We start from the raw sequence: 21216 nt of genomic DNA on the forward strand, positions 1-21216 counted from the left end.
TCAGGTCGCCGCGGCGGCCACCGCGGCCGCGTTCATCTCGACGTCCGTCCACACCAGCTTGACCGCCTCCCGGACGGCGTCGTCGGCGGGGTTCCGCGAGACGATCGCGTCGGCACGGGCCTTGAGTTCGGCCTTGTCACCGCCGACCACCTTCGGCAGCGACTTCACCGAGTGCAGCAGGGCGATCAGCGAGGCGGTACGCGAGTCGGGCTCGGCGCCCTGATGCAGCGCGGCGGCCAGGTCCCGGCGCAGCGCGGCCTCGTTCTCGGTGTCCGCGGCCGGGAAGCTGGTGAGCTTGAAGATGCCGAGGACCCGGGTCCGGTCGTGGCGCAGGATGCCCCGCTCCACCAGACGCTCGATGACCGCCTTCCGGTTGCCCTTGACCAGCGCCTCCACCGCCTTCTTCAGGGTTCGTGGCTTCTCCGCGACGGTCGCCAGGGCGGCGTCGAGGAGCGGGTCGCCGGTCGGGGTGCGGTCGGTGACGATCGCCGCGCGCTTCTTGCCGTCGCGGCCCTCCGGCTCGCCCGGCACCACCCGGCCGAGGCGGATCAGGTCGAGCAGGAGCGCGCCCGCGATCACCGAGTCCAGGTAGGTCTGGTTGATCACCGAGCGGCCGGTCTTGTCGTCGAAGACCAACTGCAGGACGTCTTCAGCGAGTGTGCTCATCGTTCGGCTCCTTCGAAATCGGGGGACAGGACACGTACGGATTCGGCGGGGCCGTCTACCACAATGCACGATTCGGTCGAGCCGTACAGGATTCGGGCGGCCTCCGCGACCTCCTCGGCGGGCACCTTGCCCAGCAGGCCCGGAAGTTGTTGCAGCCAGCGGGCGTCGCGCCCGCCGGAGACCAGAGTGGACAGCAGGTCGGCGAAGGTCGCCGGGCTGTCGAACGCGGCCAGCAGCTGGGCCGCGCAGTATTCACGGAGTGGATCGATCTCGGCGGCGGTGAGCGGCTCGTCGTGCAGCCGCTGCCGTTCGGCGGCCAGATCGTCGAGCGCGCCGGCCAGCTGATCCGGTGCGCATTCGGCCCGGACGTACGCGCGGGCGAAGTTCCCGACCACGTCCCGGCCGGTACGCGCGTGATAGTCACCGAGCGTGGCACGGGCCGGGACACGGGCGTCCGGGCCGCCGCCGACCACCGCCGCGGCGAGGAAGCGGGCCGCCTCGGACGGGCCGCCGTCCGGCTCGGCGACACTCACGGTGATGTGGACGCGGGTCGCACCGTCCCGGCTCAGGACGAGCGTGCCGGGCCGGGCGGTACCGGGGCGCGGGGCCGGGACGGCGTCCGCCCGGTCGAGGACGGCCGCGGCTTCGAGGACCGCCCGCGGGTCGGCGCCGACCACGGTCAGGACACCGGCGGACAGCGGCGGGACGAACGGGCCGGGCCCGGGCGTGCCGAGCCAGTGCCGGCGCAGCGCGATGTCCATCTCGTGTTCCGGGTTCGCGGTGGTGAACGCGGGGGCCGGACCGGCCGGTACGTCCAGCACGGCGCCGAAGAGGTCGAGCAGTTCGCCGGCGCGGTGCCGGGGAACGTACCCGCTGAGGTCCAGCCAGTGCGCGTCGGCGGTGACAGTGAGGGCGCCGCCGAGACGTTCGGCCAGCGGGGCGCGGGTGGCCGCGGAGCGTACCCAGGCGCCGACCGCGGACGGGTCGAAGTCGCCGACCGGCAGCCGCAGGCGGGCCTCGGCGAGCGGGGCCCGGCCGTCCGGGGCGGCCACCACGTGCAGCCCCCGGGGGAGTACCCGGTCGCGTACCGGGCCGAGATCGGGGGTCAGCTGGGGGCCGGGCGCGGGCAGCGGACGGGCTCCGGGCCGGGGTCGCGGCGTGACGACCGCCGGGGCCATCACCAGCGCGGCGTGCGGCCGGCCGGCCAGCCGCCGGGCGGTGGCGGCGACCGTCTCCGGAGTGAGCGCACCGAGCGCGCCGGGGATTCGGGCCAGCAGGCCGGGGTCGTCGAAGAGCAGCGCGAACCGGCCGAGCGCCCGGGCGTGCTCGCCGATGTCGGCGTGCTTGCGGTGGTGTTCGGCGACGAGCAGCGGCACGACGTGGCGGACCGCGCCGGCCACCGCGCCCGGCTCGCCCCAGCCCTGCCAGAGCGCCCGCAGGTCGTCGATCACCCGGTCCGGCTCCCGGTCCGGGGCTAGCAGGCCCGCGGTGATCAGCACGTCGGGGGTACGCGCGTCGAATCCGCCGAAGAAGCCGCAGCCCGCGGAGAGGCTGTGCAGGCCGAGCCGGGCGCCGTGCCGGGCGGTGATCCGGCCCAGCACCAGGTGGGCCAGGTAGCCCTCCAGGTCCTGTTCCGGGCCGGGCAGCGGGTGGCCGAGGGCGAGGGCGGTGAGCGGGATGCCGGGGCGGGTCGTGGTGAGCCGGCGGTCCGCGGTCAGCGCCGGTGCGGGATTCTCCGGCACGGTCGGCGCGGGGCGCGGCGGGATGTCGCCGAAGTGCCGCTCGACCAGGGCCTCGACGTGGTCCGGGTCGACGTCGCCGGCCACCGTGAGAACGGCGTTGCCGGGTGTGTAGTGGGCGTCGAAGAAGTCCTCGACCCGGTCCAGGGTGACCTCGGCGAGGCGGCTCGGCTCGCCGTACCCGTCATGGGCGTCGGCGTGCCCGTCGAAGAGCGCCGACGGCAGCAGCGGCCAGGGGAAACCGCCGTACGGCCGGCCCCGCAGCGCCTCGTCGATCTCGGTGCCGACGCCCTCGATCTGCTCGGCCAGCCCGGCCGCGGTGAACCGGGGCGACCGCATCCGGTCGGCCTCGGCGAACAGCGAGGCCTCCAGGGCGACCAGCGGTGTCACCTGGTAGTAGTCGGTGTAGTCCTGGTGGGTGGTGCCGTTGGCGGCGCCGCCCCAGCGTTTGATGTGGTCGTAGAAGCGGCCGTCGGGCAGGCTCGCGCTGCCCCGGAACATCAGGTGCTCGAAGAGGTGGGCCAGGCCCTCCTGCCCCGGGCGCTCCGAGCGGAAACCGACGCCGTAGTGCAGGGCGATCCCGGTGCGCAGCGCGCCGGGCACGTGCACGATCTGAAGACGAAGACCATTGCCGAGAGTACGGGTACGCATCGAACTGCCCTTTCTCAAGAGGGGTCGGAGGCCAGCCCGACCAGGAAGGCGACGAAGCCGGCGTAGTGGTCGAACCCGGCCTGGAACCAGTCGACGTACGAGGCGATGTCGTGGACGTGCAGGAGGATCCGGAGGACGGCGATCATCGGCCAGTCGGTGCCCAGGTCACGGCCGTACCCGTCGAGGAGGGCCTGGATCAGCCGCTGCCAGGAGGGGCCGTCGCCGCCCAGTTGCCAGCGCAGCTCGACCAGTTCGCCGATCACCCAGCCGACGTCCATCCGCCAGTCGCCGACGGCCAGGTCCTCGCCGGTGAGCAGGACGTCACCCTGCGCCGAGCCGACGATCATCGCGCCCAGCCCGGCGGCCCCGTGCACCAGGCCGGTCTGCCCGGCGGAGAGCCGCTCGTAGTGGTCGCGTACCAGCGCCCAGCCGGCCGGGCCCAGGCGGCGGCGGACCACCGCCTCGGCGTATGCCGGGTAGGCCTGCCGGTGGCGGCCGGACAGCCAGTCGCCGAGCCGGTCCAGCCCGGGCGGGCGTTCGCCGGCCAGCTCGGCCGGCGCCGGCACCGCGTGCACTGCCCGCAGAAGCCGGCCCAGGCTGCGCACCGGTTCCACCAGCTCGGGCACCGGACCGCGGGCCAGTAGCGCCTTGGCGACCGTCTCGCCACCGTCCACGTAGTAGACCCGGGCGTCGCCGCGGGGTCGGGCCAGCGCCAGCCGGGCGTCGCCGGGAACCCGGATCCGGGCCAGTGTGCGATGCAGACCGGGCGTCGGCGGCACGAACGGGCGAGGGGCCCGGGGGCCGGGCAGCCGGCGTCGCACGCCGATGCCGCCCGGTCCACGTACCTCGACGGTCCGCAGCAGTGCCGTGCCCCGTTCCCCGGCGTGCCGGGGGGAGGTGTCGATGCTCATGACGGCACCGTCCGGACCACCGGTGTGACCAGCCGCAGCCGGTGCTCGGCGAGATGCTCCAGCACCTCGGGCAGCGGCGGCGGGGCCCATGCCTCGGCTCGCCCGGTGGTCAGGCTGACTCCGGTCTGCGGCGCCACCAGCACGATGTTCTCCCTGGTGGAGAGCGTGCTCCAATGTGACCGGAAGGCGGCACTGAACATGCCGCCGGGCGGCAGCGCCGGCGCGATCACGATCGGCGCCGCAGTGCACTGGGCGGCCAGCAGTGCCGGCGAGTCGGCCAGGCCCAGGGCGAGCCGGGCGATGAAGTGCAGGGTGGCCGGGTAGACGACGAACGCCTCGGCCCACTCGCCCAGCTCCACGTGGCGGGCCCGGTGCTCGTCCGGCGGCCATTCGTCGATGAGCACCTCACCGTGGGTGCGCCCGGCCAGCGCGGCCCGGGTCACGAAGCGCTGGGCGCTGCGGGTCACCACGGTGGTCACCTGGAGCTCGGGGTATTGGGTCCGCAGCCACGACACCCAGAACGGCATGCCCGCGGCGGCGGCCGATCCGGTGACCACCAGCACCAGTCGCTGGATGTCCAGCACGGGCACCTGCGGTCCGGCGAGATCGGTCATGACGACACCTCCCTCAGTACCTTCTCCAACTCCTCCAAAGCGGGCTTCACACCGAACCGGGCGTACGTCGCGGTGGTGTTCAGGACGATCTCGTCGACTCCGGCGTCGGCGAACTCGCGCAGCCGGTCGGCGACCTGCCCGGAGGTCCCGGCGAGGAACGCCCCGCCCTTGAGGACCTGTTCGGCTGCGGTCCGCGGATCCGCGGTGTCGACGTGGATGCCACTGCGGCTGAGCATGTCCCGGTAGTGCGGGAGCGACAGGTGCCCGGAGTTGGCGGTCAGCACCGCGTCACGCGGGTCCGATCCGGGCCGGTCCAGGGCGATCGGCACGATCGCCACCACCCGTGGGGTGGGCCGCCCGGCCGACTCGGCGCCCTCCCGCAGCGCCGGGATCACGGTGTCCCTCAGGTACGACGCCGGCGTCAGCCAGGTGATCGCCACGTCGGCGGTCTCGCCGGCCACCCGTGCCATGCCCGGCCGGAGCACGCCCAGGCCGACCTCGACCGGCGGGCGGGGCACTCTGGTCAGCCGGGCCTTGCAGGTGAAGAACTCGCCGGGCGGCGGTGCCGGCTCACCGTCGAGCAGGCCCCGGACGATGGTGACGTACTCCCGGACGGCCCGGAGCTGGCTGCGGTACGGCGCACCGAGCAGCCCCTCCTGCAGGACCGTGGCCCCCGGCCCGAATCCGGCGACCACCGGGTGCCCCATCGTGACGGCCAGGGACTGGGCCTGTATCGCGGCGTCGTACGGGTGACGGAACGGCATGAGCGTCACGCCCAGCCCGACCGGCATCCGGAACCCGCTGGCGGCGAGGTGGGTGAAGGTGTGGTGCGGCTCGTGCAGGGTCGCCTGTCCCTGCCACAGCCGGTGGGCGGAACTCCACTGGGCGAAGGCGCCGAAGGGCAGCGCCTGCTCGGGGCGGGTGGGTGCGAACGGCATCAGGATGGAATAGGTGCTCATCGGAATCCTCCCGGGCTCACGCGTGGGCCAGCGCTTGCGCGTCGACCAGTTCGGTGTAGCGCTCGCAGCGGTTCAGCAGCTCCTGGTGGCTGCCCTGATCGGCGACCCGGCCGTTGTCCAGGACGATCACGTGGTCGGCCTCCCGCACGGTGGAGAGCCGGTGTGCGACGACCAGGACCGCACGGTCGGTGGCCAGCTCGTCGACGACCTCGCGGAGCCGGTGTTCGTTGACGCCGTCCAGGTGCGAGGTGGGCTCGTCCAGCAGGATCAGGCGGGAGCCGGAGAGCAGCGCCCGGGCCAGGGCGAGCCGCTGGCGCTGGCCGCCGGAGAGGTCGACCTCACCGCCGAGGACCGTGTCCAGGCCGTCCGGCAGGTGGCCGATCTCGTCGAGCAGTCCCACCCGGTCCAGGGCGGCCCGCAGCTCGGCGTCGTCGGCCGGGTGCTCCGAACCCAGCGTCAGGTTGGTACGGATGCTGTCCGGCAGCAGGGTCGCCGCCTGGTCCACATAGGCCATCTCGGACCGCAGCCGGTCGAGTCGCCAGCTGTGCACCGGCTCGCCGAAGACCGAGATCCGGCCCTGCTCGGCGGAGAGGAAACGGAGGATCAGGTTCAGCGCCGTGCTCTTGCCCGAGCCGGAGAGGCCGATGACCGCGGTGAGGCCACGGGCCGGTACGGCGAAGGAGACGTCACGCAGGACGGGTCGTGCGTCGTACCCCGCGGTGACCTGGTCGAACTCGACGGCGGAGGCGGAGGCGGGCCGGACCGGGCGCGGCGACGCCGGGACGATGACGTCGGCCAGGTCGTCGCGGTCCTCCCGGGGCAGGGCGAAGATCTCGTCGAACCGCTCCCGGGCGGCCAGGCCCATCTGCAGGCCGGTCACCCCGGACGCGGCCATCAGCAGCGGCGCGGCGAGCTGGAGGAGGTAGAGCAGGAAGGAGACGAAGGTGGCCAGGGTCAGGTGCCCGCTGAGCAGCCGGGCGCCACCGCCGATCACCACCGCCGCCAGCGCGATCTGCTGACCCAGGTTGATCACCGGGACCATCAGCGACTCCATCCGCGCGGCCTTGGTCTCCAGGTCACGCAGCCGGGCGGCGCTCTCGGCGAGCTGCTCCCCGACGATCGCCTCGGCGCGGTTCGCCTTGATCACGGTGATCGCCTCGATCACGCTGACGAACCGCTGCACGAAGCCGCCGACCTCGATCTGCACGTTCTGGTAGGTGCTGCGCAGCCGGCGCACCACGACCACCACGATCGTCGCCGCCACCGCGAACGCGGCGAGCGTGATCAGCAGCAGGACCCAGTCCAGCAGGCCCATGATGATCAGCGTGCCGAGCAGGGTGACCCCGGCCATCGGCAGCTGGATCGGACCGATGTCGATGAGGGCCTTCAGCCGGGCGGCGTCCATGGTGAGCCGTGCGGCGAGGTTGCCGCTGCCCTGACGGCGGATGTCGGCCATCCGCAGTCGCAGCGAGTGGTCCACGGTGCGGACCCGCAACCGGTAGATCAACTGCTGGCCCATCCGGCCCAGCAGAAAGGTGGCCAGGGCGCCGGCCGCGGCGGTGCCGAGTCCGGTCGCGATGAGCAGCCCGGTCAGCCCGAGCAGCGCCTCGTCCGACTGAATCGCCGCGACCAGCCGGCCGACCAGCATCGGTACGGCCAGTGACGAGCTGGTGGAGACGAGAACCAGAATCGCGATCAGCGCCACCTGGATCCCGCGGCCGCGGGTCAGTTCCCGGAGAATCTTGAGCCGTTCGGGCATGACGACGGTCCTTCCTGTGTGAGGGGTGTCAGTGCCGGGCCGCGCGAAGGGCCTGGCGAACCTTGATGACGCCGCCGTACTGGAGGAGCCCCCCGGTGTAGACCCGGCTGCCGATGGCGAGCAGGACCCCGACGGCGGCCACGGTCAGCGCCAGAGCGACGGCGACCTGCCAGAACGGCACGGAGCTGTAGGCCATGCGGACCGGCATGGCGGCCCAGGAGAGTCCCGGGATCATGGAGACCACGGCCAGAGCCGGAGAGGCCGGCGCCGTGATGGCGAGGATCGGGCCGATCGTCGTGGCCATCTGGATCATGCTGACCGGGCCGGTGACGTGGTTGACGTCCTCCTGGCGGGAGGCCAGCGAGCCGGCCACCGCGTAGAGGGTGACGAAGAGCAGGTAGCCGGGGATGAACCAGAGCAGCACGTTGAGCGCGGTGCCGAGGATCTCGGCGGGCGCGGTGAACAACCCGGCGACGGTCGCGCCGACCAGGGCGAGGCCGAGCATCACCGAGATCTGCACCAGGGCCGCCACGCCCAGCCCGAGGATCTTGCCGATCAGCAGCTGACGAGGGGTGACCTTGGCCAGCAGCAGCTCGACGATCCGGCTCGACTTCTCCTCGGCGACACCCTGGGCGATGCCGAGGCCGGCCATGAACATGAGCAGGACCAGGGCGATCACCGCCACGCCGGCGGTGATGGTGCGTTGCTGCACCCGCGCGGCGTCGGCGTCCAGGGCGGTCACCCGCATCGCCGGCAGGGCGATGTCGGCGGGTGCGGCGTTCAGCGCGCGGAGACGTTCCTGATAGGTGACGGTACGGAAGGTGTCGGCGAGGGTACGGCCGAGGTCGTCGGGCAGTTTGCGCAGCACCACGATCTCGTCGCCGATGATCGCCACGTCCGCCTTCTGCTCGCGGACGGCCGTGCGGACAGCCTCGGCGTCGGGCAGCTCGGTCACCGGCAGTTGTGCCCGCAGCGCCTCGGTGAGCGCGCCCTGACCGGCCAGTACCGCCACGGTCGGCTGCTCGGTGTCCCGGTCGAGCAGGGTGGTGAGGCCCAGGCTGATCGCGGCCAGCATGACGGTCGCCAGCAGCGAGGACCAGAAGTTCTTGTTGCGCAGCTGCTGGGAGATCTCCCGGCCGGCCACCGCGCGGATCAGCGCGAGCGTCCGGGCGCGCGGCGGCGTCGTAGTGGTCGAAGGGGAGGTCGTCACGTGGACCGATTCGGTACGGACGTCGACGCTCATGCGGTCACCGCCTCGCGGAAGATGTCGGACAGGGAGGGGTTGCGCCAGCCGAAGTGCTCGATCCGGCCCAGCCGGCGGACCGCGTCCAGGACGTCGTCCGGATCGGTGCCGGCGGTCAGCTCGAACGAGACGAGGCCGTCGTGGTCGTCGACGCGTCGGACCCCCGGCACGTTCTCCGGCCAGCCCGCCTCGGCGCCCTGCAGGGAGATCTGCAGCAGCCGCCCGGCGACCTTGGCGCGCAGCTCGCCGACGGTGCCCTCGGCCACGATCCGGCCGCCGCGGATGATGCCGATCCGGTCGCAGAGCCGGTCGACCAGATCCAGCTGGTGGCTCGAGAAGAGCACCGGGATGCCTTTGCGGGCCTGCTCCAGGAGCACGTCCGCCATCGCGTCGACGGCCACCGGGTCCAACCCGGAGAAGGGCTCGTCGAGCACCAGCACCCGCGGCTCGGCCATCAGCGCGGCGATCAGCTGGACCTTCTGCTGGTTGCCCAGCGACAGTTTCTCCAGCGGGTCCTTCGGAGACATCACCACGCCGAGCCGCTCGATCCACTCGGCGGCCCGCCGAGACGCCTCGTCCGGGCGTACGCCACTCAGCTTCGCCAGGTAGACGAGCTGGTCGACGGGACGCATCTTGGCGTACAGCCCACGTTCCTCGGGCATGTAGCCGATCTGGGCCCGCAGTTCGGCGTCGATCGGCCGGCCGTCGATGGTGACCGAGCCACCGTCGGCGGGGTGCACCCCCAGGGCGATGCGCATCGCGGTCGTCTTGCCGGCGCCGTTCGCCCCGCAGAATCCGTAGAGCTCTCCGGGACGTACCGTGAGGCTGAGCTCGTTGAGCACCCGCTTGGGGCCGAAGCTCTTGACCACTCGATCGAAGTTCAGCATGGTGTGGCTCCTCAGGCGAGAGTGAACTCGAGCAGCGAGCGCACCTGGGTCACCGGTCCACGCCAGCTGACGCGCAGCCCGGCCGCCTCACCGAGACGCTCGAGCTGTTCGACGCTGCGGACCGGGGCGGGCATGGTCGCCCGGAGGTAGAGCTCGAAGCCGGCGGTCTCGAGGCTGCCCGTCACGCCGACCGGCAGGTTGACCTCGGCGAGCAGCACCTTGCCGCCGGGGCCGGCCGCCTGGCCGCAGTTGCGGAGGATCGTGATGGCCTGCTCGTCGTCCCAGTCGGCCAGGATTGCGGAGAGCAGGTACACGTCGGTGCCGGTGGGCAGCGGCTCGAAGAAGCTGCCGACCACGGCCTCGGCCCGGTGGGCCAGCCCGGCGTCGGCGATGGCGCGGCCACCGACCTCGGCGACGTTCTTGAGGTCGAGCAGACGGCCGGTCAGGTGCGGGTGGCTGCGGAGCAGCTCGATGAGCAGCGCTCCACCGTGGCCGCCGACGTCGGTGACGCTGCGCACGGCGGACCAGTCGTAGCCCTCGACGATGATGCTCGCGTCCCAGCCGATCGGGTTGCGGGCGTTGAGCTCCAGAGCCTCGATGAACTCGGGGTTGTGGTTGATGTCCTGCCAGTAGCCGGCGCCGAAGACGGCGGCGTGGCTGGGCTGGCCGGTACGCACCGTGTGCAGGACGTTGACCAGGGCCAGGTCCTGCCGGCCGAACAGGCCGTCCATCCTGAGCAGACCACGGATCCCGGACGGGTCGGTGTCGAGCAGCGGCTCGCCGAGCGGCGCGAGAGTGTAGGTGCCGTCCTCGGCCCGGTTCAGGATCTCCAGCCCTGCCAGCCGGCGCAGCAGCATGTCGAGCAGCTCGGGGATCGTGCCGGTCACTTCGGCCAGCGCGTCCGTACGGTCGACTCCCGCGGCGATGTGATCCGCCAACCGCAGGGTGGCGGCGGCCCGGATGATCGACGGGGTCAGCAGGTCGGTCAACGCCCGGAGGCGTTCATGGTGGGTGAGCGTGGTGGTCGACATCTCTTCCGTCCTTGGGTTCGGGCGGGGTGCGGCCCGAGTGGGGCCGCACCCCGTGCCTGATGCTGCGTCAGCAGCCTTCCGCGATGGTCTTGCCGGAGAACTGGCTGACCATCCAGCTGGCGGTGGCGGCGGCGGCGCACGGAGCGGTCGTCGCGGGGGCCTCCGCGGCAGCTGCCACGTTCAGCTCGTCGGTCTCGCTGTAGACGAGGTAGCCCTCGATCAGCTCGCTGAGGTTCTCGGACTTCTCCATGGGTCTCCTTCTCTCGTTCTCGACTGGTGGGGGGTTCGTCAGCAGACGAACTCGTAGGTGGCGCCCGAGACGGCGCTCGCGCCGGCCGCGCACCAGGTGGAGCTGGCCGCGGAGGCGGCGCAGACCGGGGAGGTGGCGGGCGCGTCCGACGCCGCCGACAGGTTGAGCTCGTTCGCCTCGGCGTAGGTCTCGTACTGCGCGACGAGGTCGACGATCTCGGTGTTCTCGATGTGGTTCGACATGGTGGATTCCCTTCGGTGATGGATCGGCAGCTCCCGTTGAGCTGACGGCGGAGGGTGCGTGTACTCGCCCTCGGCACTCAGCTCACCGGCCGGGCCGGGCCGGGTGGTGGCGGCGGCGGACCGCCGCCCCACCCGGGGCCCGTGCCTCAGCAGCCCTCCGAGATGGTCTTGCCGGAGAACTGGCTGACGATCCAGCTCACGCCGGCCGCGCCGCAGGGGGCGCTGGTGGCGGGGGCGTCGGCCGCGGCCGAGACGGCCAGCTCCTCGGCGCCGGTGGTGTAGGCCTCGTAGTTGGCGACGAGCTCCATGACGGTCTCGATCTGCTCCATGGGGTTACCTCTTTCTGTGATGGGTGTTGCTGGATGGACTGATGGATTGATGGATGGGGTGGGAAGTTCGTCAGCAGACGAACTCGTAGGTGGCGCCCGAGACGGCGCTCGCGCCGGCCGCGCACCAGGTGGAGCTGGCCGCCGAGGCGGCGCAGACCGGGGAGGTGGCGGGCGCGTCCGACGCCGCCGACAGGTTGAGCTCGTTCGCCTCGGCGTAGGTCTCGTACTGCGCGACCAGGTCGACGATCTCGGTGTTCTTGTCCATGGAGGACTCCTTTCATAGTGGTTTGAGCGGAAAACAGGGGATGCGTACACTCGTCCCCTGCGCTCTGCTCAAACCGGGTTTCGGCTCAGTCCGGGAATGGACTGGAGCTCGTGTTACGGGCCGGCCGGACCGGGTCGATCCCGGCCTCGGCGAAGGCCTCCGACAGCGCCTCGGAGAACGAGTCGCCCTCGGCGAGCAGCGCGGTGGCCAGCGCGGTGGCCCGGTGCTGCCCGAAACTCAGGCCCTTCATGGCGGACCGGGCATCGTCCGGTTCCCACGCGACCGCCACCCCGGGCCCCAGCGGCTCGGTGAAGACGGACGTCGCCTCGCCCAGGCCGGGCTGGTCCCGGACCGCTTCCGCGACCAGGTGGGCGGCCGGCCACCAGGGCCGGTCCAGATAGACCACCAGCGCGTCACGGCGGGGATAGAGCAGACGAGAGGACAAGATCTTGGCGCGGTACGGCACGCCGCCGTCCTCCAGCACACCGAGCACCCGGCCGAAGACCTCGGCGGCCGGCTCCCAGGCGGTGAGGTGCACGTAGACGCGCAGCATCTCGGACCGGCCCGGCTGCGGCGTGGACCCGTCGACCAGGAAGAACCCGGGGGAGAGCGCGGGACGCATGGCCGGCACGGTCAGGTCGACGAAGGGACCCGCATCGGTGTCCGGCACCGCGGTCTCGGGCACCCAGACCCGTACGCCGTCCCGCTCGACCAGCACCATCTCCCGGCCGTTGTTCGCGGTGCGCCGGGCGCCGTGGTACCTGGCCCGCACGGTCGTGCCCCGATGCGGCATCGCCGCGGCGAACCGGCTCTCGAGCTCGTCGTCCCGTAGGCGGAAGGGCAGCTTGTTCTTCTCCACGTGCTGACCGGCGTGCAGCACGTCATAGATCGCCTCGGCCAGCAGTCGCCGCAGCTCGCGGGGGCTCTCCGACTCGACGGTGCGGTCGCCGACCGTCGCGGACGTACGGTCCGGCGCGACGGTCACCGAGTCCAGCGCCAGGTTGAGGGCGGAGGGGATCCGCCAGGTCGTCACAGTCATCAGGAGTCTCCGAGTCCGAGGGTGTCGATGAACTTCTCCGGCTGGAGCAGCACGCCCCGGCCGATGCCGGCGGCGGCGCGCTCGATCCCGGAGAGGCGGGAGGACCGGGAGGCGCCGGCCATGAGCCGGTCCAGCAGATGCCAGCCCGCGAAGGCGGCGGCCCGTGCGGCGAACCGGTCGTCGACCGTCGGCCGTGCGGTCCGGTAGCCGCGCCAGAAGTCGCGGACCAGCGGCATCAGGCGCTGCATCTTCGCCACGCCGCGACTGATCACCATCTCGTGGGTGAGTTCCAGGTCGACGAAGACGGTGTCGCCGCGGGTGGTCACGATGTCGAGCACCGAGCGATAGAGCCACTCGCCGGCGAAGGAGCCCACATCACGGGCTCCGTCGGCGAGCCGGAACTCCTCCCAGTCGGTCAGGTAGACCGTGTCGCCGGTGATCAGCAGCTGGTCGACCCGCAGGTCACAGTGCGTGGGCACCAGCGGCGCCTCGGCCTCCCACTCGCGCAGCCGGGCCACGGCGGCACGCAGGTCGGCGTCCTGCTGCATCAGGCGCCAGCCCTGCAGCTCACCGAAGCTCAGCGAATCGAAGGTGGCCGGCGACAGACCGTGCAGGGCCTCCAGCGGCGGCTGGTAGGGCAGTGACCTGTCCCAGTCGGCACCGGCCGGCGGGACAGCGGTGTGCAGCTGCCCGACCGCCTCGCCGATCGTGGTGGCCAGGTCGGCGCCGAAGGTCTCGTCGACCATCAGCTCGGCGCCGTTGCGGGCGCCGTCGACCAGCTCGAACACCACCAGGGCGGCGTCCCGGTCGTACCCCAGGAAGTCCGGGCCGCGCAGCGCCTCGGCCGGCAGGTCCCTCGCCCAGAGGTGGAAGGCGAGCAGACGCTTCATCCGCCGCTCCACCTCGGCCGGGTCCGTACCGACGAGCCGCTTCACGAACACCGAGCGGCCACCGGTGGTCCGGCCGGCCCAGGTGTCGTTGCGGCCGACCGGTGCGGCCAGCGAGTCACGGTCGAAGGCGCCGAGGCCGAGCCGTCCGAGCAGAGCCTCGACGGCCGGGTGCCGATCCAGATCGACCGGCGTGTATCGAGGCCGCTCCACCTTCTTCTCCGGCAGCAGCGCGGTGTTCGATCCCACTGTTACCCCTTCCGTACGTTGCGAGTGCTTCATCGGGTGGTCCTCGACGACCCGCCGTTGTGGCGGCGCTTCGTCATGTCCAACTTTCTACGGGGCCCGCGGCACCCGATGAAACCCCTTATTCAAACCTTTGAAGCAGCGCCTGAACGGTATTGCAAAACCGCGCCGACTTCTTATCATCGGGCGCCCGTTCCGGGATTGATTCCACATATTCGATATCGACCTGGCAATGGCGTACGTCCATGCCATTTATATGCGGCAGCGCAACGACCAGCATGATCCCGGCTTCAGGTCGCGGAGAGGGTGGTTCTACCAGGGTGCATTCAAGTCTTTTATGCACGCTTGGTAAACGTCCCTGTCAGTGGGTAGAAATGTTCTCACCTGAACTCACGCGACCGACCCCACATGCCGGTCCCGGGCACACACGAAAGGAGGCGCACCGATGCGATCGCACATCGCGCTCATGTCTGTTCCGCTGCACGCCCACATCACTCCGGTGCTGGGCGTCGCCGCCGAGCTCGTCGCCCGCGGCCACCGGGTCACGTTCGCCTCCGGCGGGGCCTTCGCCTCACTGATCGCCGAGACCGGCGCCACCCCGGTGACGTATCTGTCGACCTTCCCGGCCGACGGCGCACCCGGCGAAGGCTGGCTGGCCCCGGCCGTCGACGGCCGGCAGACCGCCCGGCGGTTCGGCCGCGAGCGCGACGCCGCCTTCCCACAGATCGTCGCGGCGTACGGCGCCGACCGGCCGGACCTGATCGTCCACGACACGGCCACGGCGTTCGCGCCACCGCTCGCCGACCTCTGGGGGGTGCCGCGGGTGCGGTTCTCACCGGCCCAGGTCTTCCTGTCGGCCGAGGACGACCCGCTCGTGCCCTCGGTGGTCGCCCTTCCGCGTTCCCTGCAGGTCAACGTGGATCAGGTGGGGCCGGAGCACCACTTCGTGGGGCCGGTGCCGTGGCATCGGCGGGCCGGCACGACATGGACCGCCCCGAACAGCCGGCGGGTGGCGCTGGTGTCCCTCGGAACCACCCACCACGGCCGCACCGACGTTCCGGCCCGCTGCGCCGAAGGACTGGCGGCCGCCGGCTGGCACGTCGTGATCGTCACCGACGGCCCGCTCGACCTCGGCGAACCGGCCGGCAGCGTGGAGGTGCACCATGGCGTGGCACCGGCCCCGGTGCTGGAGAAGGCCGAGGTCGTCGTGACCGCGGGCGGTGCCGGAGACGCGCTGGACGGGCTGGCGCACGGCGTGCCGCTGGTGGTCGTGCCGCAGGGTGTCGAGCAGTTCCTGACCGCGGCCCGGATCCAGGCGCTCGGGGTGGGCCGGACGATCACCCCGGAGCGGTTCTCCGCGGCGGCGGTCCGGGCGGCGGCCGAAGAGCTCACCGGCGATGCCGCGACCCGTACCGCCCTGGACACCATGCGCGCCGAGATCCTCCTGTCCGGTGGTGCGCCCGCCGCGGCCGACGTCATCGAGAAACAGCTCGCACGCGGTGACACGGCGTGAATGCCGACGTCATCTTCATGACACCGTTGTCATCACTTCGGTGACTCCCCGAACCGCCACCTGGACGGACGCCTTCCCACGGGGCTGTCCGTCCAGGTGGCCCACAACGGCCCGGTACGCAGGTATCCCCGAACGAAGTCAGCCGGGAGTATCGTGCAGAATCGGCCGATCACGACATCAGATCAGCGACTGGAATTGCAGGTAGTCCACATGGCCACGCAGATTGTGCAGCCCGAGTTCGGGCGCCGTTTGCGGCGTCTGCGCATCGAGCGTGGAATGTCGCAGCGCGATCTTGCCGTAGGCGTGGTCAATCAGTCCTACATCTCGCTGCTGGAGAAAGGCTCCCGCGTTCCGACGCTGGACGTCGTCAACCATTTGTCCGAGGTCCTCGGAGTTCCGGTGGACGAGCTCGCCGGTGTCGAGACCGGCTTCGCGCCACCGCCCGCGGCACCCGGGGTGTCCGGCACCGAGCTGGCCCGGGAGTTGATCGTCAGCAGCGCCGTCGACCAGGGCGACCTGTCCCGGGCCGAGCAGGTGCTGACCGGCGCGCTCCAGGAGGCCCGGCGCGACGGTCAGCCGGCCGCGATGCTCAGCCACGGGCTGGCCCTGGAACGGATCATGGACCAGCGCAACGACCGCAGCGGGCGGTACGAACTGCTCAACGAACTCGTCACGGTGGCCGAGCGGGCCGGGGTGCCGGAGGCGCTGGTGCGTACCCGGATCGCGCTTGCCGCGGCGGCCCGCGACGTGGGCCGGCTCACCGAGGCGTTCACCCACATCGAGCAGGCCCAGGCGGAGATCGCCGAGACCGCCTTCGTCGGCGGCAGTGAACACGTCCGCCTGCACGCCGTACACATCTCGATCCTCAGTGACGCCGGCGGCGGCGCCGAGGTCACCCGCATCGTCGACCGGATGGTGGCGATGGCGGCCGACGTGAAGAGCCTGACCATCTCCGGCCGGGCGCACTGGGTGGCCAGCATCGCGATGGCCCGCATCGGCGAGGTCGAACGGTCGCTGGAGCACCTGCGGTCGGCCCGGGAGATGCTGGCACACCCGACCACCTCCCTGCGGGACTGGGCCCGGTTCTCCATCGCGGCGGTCTCCGCGCTGATGGACGCGGACGTGGAGCTGAGCGAGATCACCTCCCGGATGGAGGCCGCCCGGGCGGCGATGGCCGCCGCCGAGACCGCGGCGACACCGTCGGCCGCGGCGAGCCTGGAGGTGCGGTACGCGGTGGCGGTCGGCGAACCGGAACGGGCGCTGGAGATCGCCGCCACCGTCGACGAGACCGACCTCTCCGGTATCGAACAGGTGCGCTTCGTGCTCGCCGTGGGGCGTGCCCAGCGGCGCTGCGGCCGGACCGCGGAGGCGGCCGCGTCGTTGCGCCGGGCGGCCCAGTTGGCCGAGGCCGCAGCCGCGTACCGGCGGGCCAGCCAGATCTGGCGCGAGGTCACCGAACTCGGCTGACCACCACCGGCGGCCGACCCTCTGCCGAGGGCTCACACCCTCCTCGGTTCACCTCCTCGGTTCACGAAAGAAAACGGCCTCCGCGCGGTGTGCGCGGAGGCCGTTCGGGTAGGAAGGTCGCGGCTCCCTCGCTGCCGCGGCCGACCGGAGGTGTTCCGGTGCGGGCGTCCGGTCGTTACCAGGGCCAGTCGTTGGTGATCGGCTGCTTCGGGTCGGTGGGGACGCCGGGGCCGTCGGTCGGGAGGATGACGGGCGGCGGGGTGGTTCCGGTGGCCGACGCGGTCACGTGCGGGGCGGCGAGCTGCGCGCCGGTGAGGGCGATCGCGGCGGCGGCGAGGATGGTCGGCATCACCAGGTGGCGCGGGTTCTTCGTCATGGCTCAATGTCTACCGGTCCGGACGATGCCGGGTGGTTCCTGTATCGAAATCTTTGCGGATGACCCGGTACGGGGTGGCGGACCCGGGTGGGGTTCATCGTAAGATCGCCCGCCCCGCGGAACCCGGGCGAGTGTTTCGAAGGTTTCAATACAGCATTGAGAGCTGGTAACCGCGTTGTTGCAATTGTCCCGGCAGCGACCCGGGCATCGAAAGTCGTCCTACGCCTAATGCCTCGATCAGGGGCGAGCTGCCGCAATTGCCGGATCGGTATCGGAGGTTGGTCATGTCCCTTTCCCGCCATTTCCGCCGTGTCCTGACCGCCGCGGTGGTGATGACTGCAACGGCGGTCACCACAGCCGCGCCGGCGTTCGCGGCGTCCGTCATCCCGTCGAGCTGGACGGCGTCGTACGCCGGCGCCCAGGCCGGCGGCACTACCAGCTATGTGCAGGACCCGTTCGGGGTCACTCGGACCGTGACCGTGAAGGGAGTCATCAAGACCGGCTCGGCGACGGGGTGCTTCCAGGCCGTGATCGATGCCCAGGGAACGTCCTGGCGGTCGCCGACGACGTGTTCCGGCGAGACGGCGCAGTCCTTCCTCACCACGTTCAAGGCCGTGGCGATCGGTCAGGCGCCGTCCGTGCGCCTGTGCTCGGCTTCGGGTACGTCTGCCTGCGGCGCCGCGGTGCCTCTGTGGTGACTCGTACCTGATCCCTCCCCCCGTCGACCGGGCCCAGTCATGAAATATGACTGGGCCCGGTCGTTGTATGACGGGCCCGAGCTTGTCGAGAGATTGCTGTGAGTGTGCTGAGAACGCCCTCTTGCAGGGAGAATGCTCTAAACATCGACTGATGACAGTGATTGACGATCCGGCGTCGAGATATTACGCTCATGACTGCCTAGCGATGACACAAGTCAACTGATCGGGATCGAACGTACGGGGGTCGAAATGAACGAGCGTGAACTCCTCGCCTTCGTGGCGGTCGCGGAGCACGGCCGGATGGATCTCGCTGCCAAAGCGCTGGGCTACTCGCAGCCCGCGGTCAGCTACCAGATCAAATGCCTGGAGATGACTCTCGGCGCCAAGCTGTTCGTCCGGACCTCGTCGGGTGTGACCCTCAGCCGCACCGGCGCGCTCATGCTGCCCTCGGCGCAGGCGGTGCTGACCCTCATGCGCGGCATCAAGGCGACGACCGGAGACCTGGCACTGGTCGCCTGAGACTCACAGCGAAGCCCCCGGGAGTCTTCTCCCGGGGGCTTCGTCGTGCCGGTCAGGCGGCGAGCAGCGGCCGCACCACGAAGTAGAACAGGACCGGCTTCGTCGTGTGGGTCAGGCGGCGAACAGTGGCCGCACCACGAAGTAGAACAGGACCGGCTTCGTCGTGTGGGTCAGGCGGCGAACAGTGGCCGCACCACGAAGTAGAAGAGGCAGGCGAAGAACGCGGCGGCGGGGAACGTGGTGATCCAGGCGATCACGATGTTGCCGGCCACGTTCCAGCGGACCGCGCTGAGCCGCTTGGTCGCGCCCACGCCCATGATCGCCGAGGTGATGGTGTGCGTCGTGGAGATCGGCGCGTGCAGCACCAGGGCGTTGAAGTAGAGCACCGAGCTGGCCACGGTCTCGGCCGCGAAGCCCTCGGCCGGCCCCAGGTCGATGATCTTGCGGCCCAGGGTGCGGATGATCCGCCAGCCGCCCGCGTAGGTGCCGGCCGCCAGCACGCTCGCCGAGGTCCAGTAGACCCACTCCGGGATGTGCGACGAATCCGACTGGAAACCGCCGGTGTACAGCGCCAGGACCACGATGCCCATCGTCTTCGCCGCGTCCTGCATGCCGTGCCCGACCGACATCGCCGCCGCCGAGACGGTCTGCGCCCAGCGGAACCCGCGGTTGAGCCGGCCCGGGTGCCCGCGCCGGAAGGCCCACATGATCCCGACCATGACGACGAAGCCGAGGGCCAGGCCCACCAGCGGCGACACCACCATCGGGATCAGCACCTTGTTGATGATGTTGTCCCACTGGACGACACCCACGGTCGCGAAGAGCGTGGCCCCGACCAGGCCACCGAAGAGCGCGTGCGACGAACTGGACGGCAACCCGAAATACCAGGTGATCAGGTTCCACGTGATGGCGCCGAGCACGCCGGCGAAGACGATGCCCAGGCTGGGGATCCCGAGGGGCAGGTCGACCAGCCCGTCACCGACCGTCTTGGCCACCTCGGTGCCCAGGTGCGCACCGATGAAGTTGCCGACCGCGGCCATGGCCAGGGCCACCCGCGGGGTGAGGGCACGGGTGCTGACGCTGGTGGCGATCGCGTTGGCGGCGTCGTGGAAGCCGTTCGTGTAGTCGAACGCCATCGCCGCGAGGATCACCGCCGCGACGGCGATGAATTCGGCATCCACGCTCTAGGACTCCTTGACCGCGATGGTCTCGATGGTGTTCGCCACGTGCTCGAAGGCGTCGCAGGCGGCCTCCAGCTCGTCGACGACCTCCTTCATCTTCAGCACGGTCAGCGCGTCGTACTCCCCGGAGAAGAGACGGACCAGCAGCATCCGGTACGCGCGGTCGCCGTCGTTCTCCAGGCGGTTGATCTCGATCCAGTACTCCTCCATGCCCTTCAGCGAGCGCAGTCGCGGCATCGCCTCGGCGGTCACCTTGGCCTGCGTGTCCAGCACGGTGACCAGCTCGTGCATCTCCCGCGGCAGCGAGGGCAGATCGGTCAGGCCGTAGAGGTAGAGCAGGTTGCCGGCCGCCTCCAGGTGGTCCATCACATCGTCCAGCTGGGAGCCGAGCGAGTAGATGTCCTCCCGGTCGAACGGGGTGATGAAGGTGGAGTTGATCTTCTTGTACAGCTCATGGGTGATGGAGTCGCTGTCGTGCTCCACATCGCTCAGCCGGTCGGCGACCGACTGGACGTCCACTCCGGGCAGCGCCAGCTCGTTGAGCAGCTCGGTGCCTTTGACCAGGTTCTGGGCCGCCCTGGTGAACAGTTCGTAGAAGGCCCCCTCGACGGGGCGGAATGAGAACTTCACGGCGCGGACCTCGATCGACGGGCTTTATGAATGGATCTCGAAGGCATGCTATCGGTCCACGCGGGTTCACCCTTCGCGACGGCCCTTAAACCGCCTCGTGACGATTTGTTGTACGGGGTGCGTTCGGACGCGGCGCGGAACGGCGAACCGCCCTGGCCGGAAGGTGCGGCAGCGGAGTGCCGGCGGCGACCGGATTGCGGCGCAGGTGCCGGGCCAGTCCGGTCAGGTCGGTGTCGGCGATCACATCCACACCGGCCGCTCCCAGCTCGGTCCAGATCGCGGCGCGTGCCCTGCGGGAGCCGTCGTGCAGGCCGGAGAACCGGACCGTACGGCCGTCGGCGTGCCCGGCCCGGACCAGGGCGTGCAGCTGGTGGCGTTCCTCGGCGGTGATCGGCTCGCGACCGTCCCAGCCGAACCGCCGCGACCACGGCTCGCTGACCATCGGGACCAGTGACGGCGGGGCGGAGCGGGAGCCCAGGTCGTCGAAGGTGCCGTCGGCGAACGCGTACCGCTCGGCCTGCGCGGCGAGCAGCTCCCGGACGTCGATCACGCCGGTCACCGTGACGGTCACCGCGCCGGGGGCGAGCACCCCGTCGCGGCATCGGCTGAGTAGGGCGGAGTGGTCCTGCAGCTGCCGGTCCAGCACCCGGTAGGCGTGCAGCAGGGCCCTCGGGTCGCGGCTCGTCCCACCGAATTCGACCACCAGCCGGAACGGTGCCCGCTGGTCGGGCCAGAGCCGGCCGCCGGCGGCCCGGGCCCGGGTGAAGAGCGGGGCCAGGATCAGGCGGCGCAGAGTACGGCCGGGTTGCGGCCCGCCCGGGCCGAGGAACAGCTCGCCGTGCGGCCCCGGCGCCACCCGGACCGTCATGCCGGCCAGCCCGAGCCGCAGCACGCCCGGCAGTGGGTCGGTGGCGTCCGGGCCGATCAGCGCGTGCCCGGCCGGAAGGAACGGGCGGGGTCGGCGCATGATCGCGACCGAGACCGCACCGCCGGCTCCGGCCAGCCCGGCCAGTCCCCCCGCGATAGTCGCCATGTCCTGCACCGAGCACCGTCCGATTCGTACTTTATGGGTATTTCATACTGTGGCACAGCCGATACCCGTAGACGGGGAATG

At 71.1% G+C, this 21216-nt stretch carries 23 protein-coding genes; 4 read left to right on the forward strand and 19 right to left on the reverse strand.

Annotated elements, in window-relative coordinates; all coding sequences use genetic code 11:
* The 15 genes from BC793_RS22215 to lxmK form a co-directional block, all read right to left on the reverse strand.
* The gene (locus BC793_RS22215) at nucleotides 1-666 is read right to left on the reverse strand and encodes a GOLPH3/VPS74 family protein (RefSeq protein WP_109595166.1); all 666 of its coding nucleotides are present in this window, start codon (nucleotides 664-666) and stop codon (nucleotides 1-3) included.
* Nucleotides 663-3056: a M16 family metallopeptidase gene (locus BC793_RS22220; protein ID WP_109595168.1), complete on the reverse strand. Its 2394-nt coding sequence runs from the start codon at nucleotides 3054-3056 to the stop codon at nucleotides 663-665. Before BC793_RS22220 ends, BC793_RS22215 begins: the two co-directional genes overlap by 4 nt.
* Before the next feature lie 14 nt (nucleotides 3057-3070).
* Entirely contained in the window at nucleotides 3071-3967 is an 897-nt protein-coding gene (locus tag BC793_RS22225) for a phosphotransferase family protein (RefSeq protein WP_109595170.1), read from the reverse strand.
* On the reverse strand, nucleotides 3964-4581 hold the full coding sequence (locus BC793_RS22230) for a flavoprotein (protein ID WP_203896324.1): 618 nt from the start codon (nucleotides 4579-4581) through the stop codon (nucleotides 3964-3966). Before BC793_RS22230 ends, BC793_RS22225 begins: the two co-directional genes overlap by 4 nt.
* Nucleotides 4578-5540: an LLM class flavin-dependent oxidoreductase gene (locus tag BC793_RS22235; protein WP_109595172.1), complete on the reverse strand. Its 963-nt coding sequence runs from the start codon at nucleotides 5538-5540 to the stop codon at nucleotides 4578-4580. The genes BC793_RS22230 and BC793_RS22235 overlap by 4 nt, the downstream gene beginning before the upstream one ends.
* 16 nt (nucleotides 5541-5556) lie before the next feature.
* Nucleotides 5557-7299 carry an ABC transporter ATP-binding protein gene (locus BC793_RS22240; protein WP_109595174.1) on the reverse strand — a complete coding sequence of 581 codons (1743 nt, stop codon included), beginning with the start codon at nucleotides 7297-7299 and terminating at the stop codon, nucleotides 5557-5559.
* Nucleotides 7300-7327: 28 nt separating this feature from the next.
* Complete coding sequence (locus BC793_RS22245; RefSeq protein ID WP_109595176.1) at nucleotides 7328-8542, reverse strand: ABC transporter permease; 1215 nt, start codon at nucleotides 8540-8542, stop codon at nucleotides 7328-7330.
* Nucleotides 8539-9429, reverse strand: a complete 891-nt coding sequence (locus BC793_RS22250) for an ABC transporter ATP-binding protein (RefSeq protein ID WP_109595177.1) — start codon at nucleotides 9427-9429, stop codon at nucleotides 8539-8541. The genes BC793_RS22245 and BC793_RS22250 overlap by 4 nt, the downstream gene beginning before the upstream one ends.
* Before the next feature lie 11 nt (nucleotides 9430-9440).
* Nucleotides 9441-10460, reverse strand: coding sequence for a methyltransferase (locus BC793_RS22255; RefSeq protein WP_109595179.1), 1020 nt, complete (start codon nucleotides 10458-10460; stop codon nucleotides 9441-9443).
* 67 nt (nucleotides 10461-10527) lie between these two features.
* A complete protein-coding gene (locus BC793_RS22260) occupies nucleotides 10528-10710 on the reverse strand; it encodes an LxmA leader domain family RiPP (RefSeq protein WP_109595181.1) in 183 nt (60 codons plus the stop codon).
* 38 nt (nucleotides 10711-10748) lie between these two features.
* Nucleotides 10749-10952, reverse strand: coding sequence for an LxmA leader domain family RiPP (locus tag BC793_RS22265; RefSeq protein WP_109595183.1), 204 nt, complete (start codon nucleotides 10950-10952; stop codon nucleotides 10749-10751).
* 146 nt (nucleotides 10953-11098) lie between these two features.
* Nucleotides 11099-11281 carry an LxmA leader domain family RiPP gene (locus BC793_RS22270; RefSeq protein ID WP_109595185.1) on the reverse strand — a complete coding sequence of 61 codons (183 nt, stop codon included), beginning with the start codon at nucleotides 11279-11281 and terminating at the stop codon, nucleotides 11099-11101.
* Between the two features lie 70 nt (nucleotides 11282-11351).
* Nucleotides 11352-11546 carry an LxmA leader domain family RiPP gene (locus tag BC793_RS22275; RefSeq protein WP_109595187.1) on the reverse strand — a complete coding sequence of 65 codons (195 nt, stop codon included), beginning with the start codon at nucleotides 11544-11546 and terminating at the stop codon, nucleotides 11352-11354.
* 85 nt (nucleotides 11547-11631) lie between these two features.
* Complete coding sequence (locus tag BC793_RS22280; protein WP_109595189.1) at nucleotides 11632-12585, reverse strand: T3SS effector HopA1 family protein; 954 nt, start codon at nucleotides 12583-12585, stop codon at nucleotides 11632-11634.
* Nucleotides 12585-13721 (reverse strand): class V lanthionine synthetase subunit LxmK, encoded by a 1137-nt coding sequence (gene lxmK, locus BC793_RS22285; protein WP_203896322.1) that lies wholly within the window; start codon nucleotides 13719-13721, stop codon nucleotides 12585-12587. Before lxmK ends, BC793_RS22280 begins: the two co-directional genes overlap by 1 nt.
* Before the next feature lie 442 nt (nucleotides 13722-14163).
* Between lxmK and BC793_RS22290 the strand changes: the two genes are divergently transcribed.
* Together BC793_RS22290 and BC793_RS22295 are read left to right on the forward strand one after the other, a co-directional pair.
* Complete coding sequence (locus tag BC793_RS22290; RefSeq protein WP_109595193.1) at nucleotides 14164-15231, forward strand: nucleotide disphospho-sugar-binding domain-containing protein; 1068 nt, start codon at nucleotides 14164-14166, stop codon at nucleotides 15229-15231.
* A 210-nt stretch (nucleotides 15232-15441) separates the two neighbouring features.
* Nucleotides 15442-16698 carry a helix-turn-helix domain-containing protein gene (locus BC793_RS22295; RefSeq protein ID WP_109595194.1) on the forward strand — a complete coding sequence of 419 codons (1257 nt, stop codon included), beginning with the start codon at nucleotides 15442-15444 and terminating at the stop codon, nucleotides 16696-16698.
* 175 nt (nucleotides 16699-16873) lie between these two features.
* On the opposite strand, the gene BC793_RS22300 is transcribed toward BC793_RS22295, so the two are convergent.
* Nucleotides 16874-17074 carry a hypothetical protein gene (locus tag BC793_RS22300; RefSeq protein ID WP_109595196.1) on the reverse strand — a complete coding sequence of 67 codons (201 nt, stop codon included), beginning with the start codon at nucleotides 17072-17074 and terminating at the stop codon, nucleotides 16874-16876.
* A 284-nt stretch (nucleotides 17075-17358) separates the two neighbouring features.
* Here BC793_RS22300 and BC793_RS22305 point away from each other — a divergent pair, with 284 nt between their 5' ends.
* Together BC793_RS22305 and BC793_RS22310 are read left to right on the forward strand one after the other, a co-directional pair.
* Complete coding sequence (locus tag BC793_RS22305; RefSeq protein ID WP_109595198.1) at nucleotides 17359-17772, forward strand: hypothetical protein; 414 nt, start codon at nucleotides 17359-17361, stop codon at nucleotides 17770-17772.
* Nucleotides 17773-18021: 249 nt separating this feature from the next.
* Nucleotides 18022-18291, forward strand: a complete 270-nt coding sequence (locus BC793_RS22310; protein ID WP_109595200.1) for a LysR family transcriptional regulator — start codon at nucleotides 18022-18024, stop codon at nucleotides 18289-18291.
* Nucleotides 18292-18461: 170 nt separating this feature from the next.
* Here the strand turns inward: BC793_RS22310 and BC793_RS22315 are convergent, their stop codons facing one another.
* From BC793_RS22315 to BC793_RS22325, 3 genes are all read right to left on the reverse strand, one after another.
* On the reverse strand, nucleotides 18462-19472 hold the full coding sequence (locus BC793_RS22315; RefSeq protein ID WP_109595202.1) for an inorganic phosphate transporter: 1011 nt from the start codon (nucleotides 19470-19472) through the stop codon (nucleotides 18462-18464).
* A 3-nt stretch (nucleotides 19473-19475) separates the two neighbouring features.
* Nucleotides 19476-20102, reverse strand: coding sequence for a DUF47 domain-containing protein (locus BC793_RS22320; protein ID WP_109595204.1), 627 nt, complete (start codon nucleotides 20100-20102; stop codon nucleotides 19476-19478).
* A gap of 85 nt (nucleotides 20103-20187) precedes the next feature.
* Nucleotides 20188-21135 carry a PI-PLC domain-containing protein gene (locus tag BC793_RS22325; RefSeq protein WP_109595302.1) on the reverse strand — a complete coding sequence of 316 codons (948 nt, stop codon included), beginning with the start codon at nucleotides 21133-21135 and terminating at the stop codon, nucleotides 20188-20190.
* Between the last annotated feature and the right edge of the window lie 81 nt (nucleotides 21136-21216).

Source organism: Actinoplanes xinjiangensis (genome assembly GCF_003148685.1).
Lineage (GTDB): Bacteria > Actinomycetota > Actinomycetes > Mycobacteriales > Micromonosporaceae > Actinoplanes > Actinoplanes xinjiangensis.

Bases quoted from the DNA above. Each gene is read 5' to 3' on its own strand.
- BC793_RS22225 (WP_109595170.1), bottom strand. From the start codon at position 3,967: ATGAGCATCGACACCTCCCCCCGGCACGCCGGGGAACGGGGCACGGCA.
- BC793_RS22250 (WP_109595177.1), bottom strand. From the start codon at position 9,429: ATGCTGAACTTCGATCGAGTGGTCAAGAGCTTCGGCCCCAAGCGGGTG.
- BC793_RS22245 (WP_109595176.1), bottom strand. From the start codon at position 8,542: ATGAGCGTCGACGTCCGTACCGAATCGGTCCACGTGACGACCTCCCCT.
- BC793_RS22300 (WP_109595196.1), bottom strand. From the start codon at position 17,074: ATGACGAAGAACCCGCGCCACCTGGTGATGCCGACCATCCTCGCCGCC.
- BC793_RS22260 (WP_109595181.1), bottom strand. From the start codon at position 10,710: ATGGAGAAGTCCGAGAACCTCAGCGAGCTGATCGAGGGCTACCTCGTC.
- BC793_RS22240 (WP_109595174.1), bottom strand. From the start codon at position 7,299: ATGCCCGAACGGCTCAAGATTCTCCGGGAACTGACCCGCGGCCGCGGG.
- BC793_RS22220 (WP_109595168.1), bottom strand. From the start codon at position 3,056: ATGCGTACCCGTACTCTCGGCAATGGTCTTCGTCTTCAGATCGTGCAC.
- BC793_RS22295 (WP_109595194.1), top strand. From the start codon at position 15,442: ATGGCCACGCAGATTGTGCAGCCCGAGTTCGGGCGCCGTTTGCGGCGT.
- BC793_RS22270 (WP_109595185.1), bottom strand. From the start codon at position 11,281: ATGGAGCAGATCGAGACCGTCATGGAGCTCGTCGCCAACTACGAGGCC.
- BC793_RS22310 (WP_109595200.1), top strand. From the start codon at position 18,022: ATGAACGAGCGTGAACTCCTCGCCTTCGTGGCGGTCGCGGAGCACGGC.
- BC793_RS22265 (WP_109595183.1), bottom strand. From the start codon at position 10,952: ATGTCGAACCACATCGAGAACACCGAGATCGTCGACCTCGTCGCGCAG.
- BC793_RS22280 (WP_109595189.1), bottom strand. From the start codon at position 12,585: ATGACTGTGACGACCTGGCGGATCCCCTCCGCCCTCAACCTGGCGCTG.
- BC793_RS22215 (WP_109595166.1), bottom strand. From the start codon at position 666: ATGAGCACACTCGCTGAAGACGTCCTGCAGTTGGTCTTCGACGACAAG.
- BC793_RS22235 (WP_109595172.1), bottom strand. From the start codon at position 5,540: ATGAGCACCTATTCCATCCTGATGCCGTTCGCACCCACCCGCCCCGAG.
- BC793_RS22275 (WP_109595187.1), bottom strand. From the start codon at position 11,546: ATGGACAAGAACACCGAGATCGTCGACCTGGTCGCGCAGTACGAGACC.
- BC793_RS22255 (WP_109595179.1), bottom strand. From the start codon at position 10,460: ATGTCGACCACCACGCTCACCCACCATGAACGCCTCCGGGCGTTGACC.
- BC793_RS22305 (WP_109595198.1), top strand. From the start codon at position 17,359: ATGTCCCTTTCCCGCCATTTCCGCCGTGTCCTGACCGCCGCGGTGGTG.
- BC793_RS22230 (WP_203896324.1), bottom strand. From the start codon at position 4,581: ATGACCGATCTCGCCGGACCGCAGGTGCCCGTGCTGGACATCCAGCGA.
- BC793_RS22290 (WP_109595193.1), top strand. From the start codon at position 14,164: ATGCGATCGCACATCGCGCTCATGTCTGTTCCGCTGCACGCCCACATC.
- BC793_RS22325 (WP_109595302.1), bottom strand. From the start codon at position 21,135: ATGGCGACTATCGCGGGGGGACTGGCCGGGCTGGCCGGAGCCGGCGGT.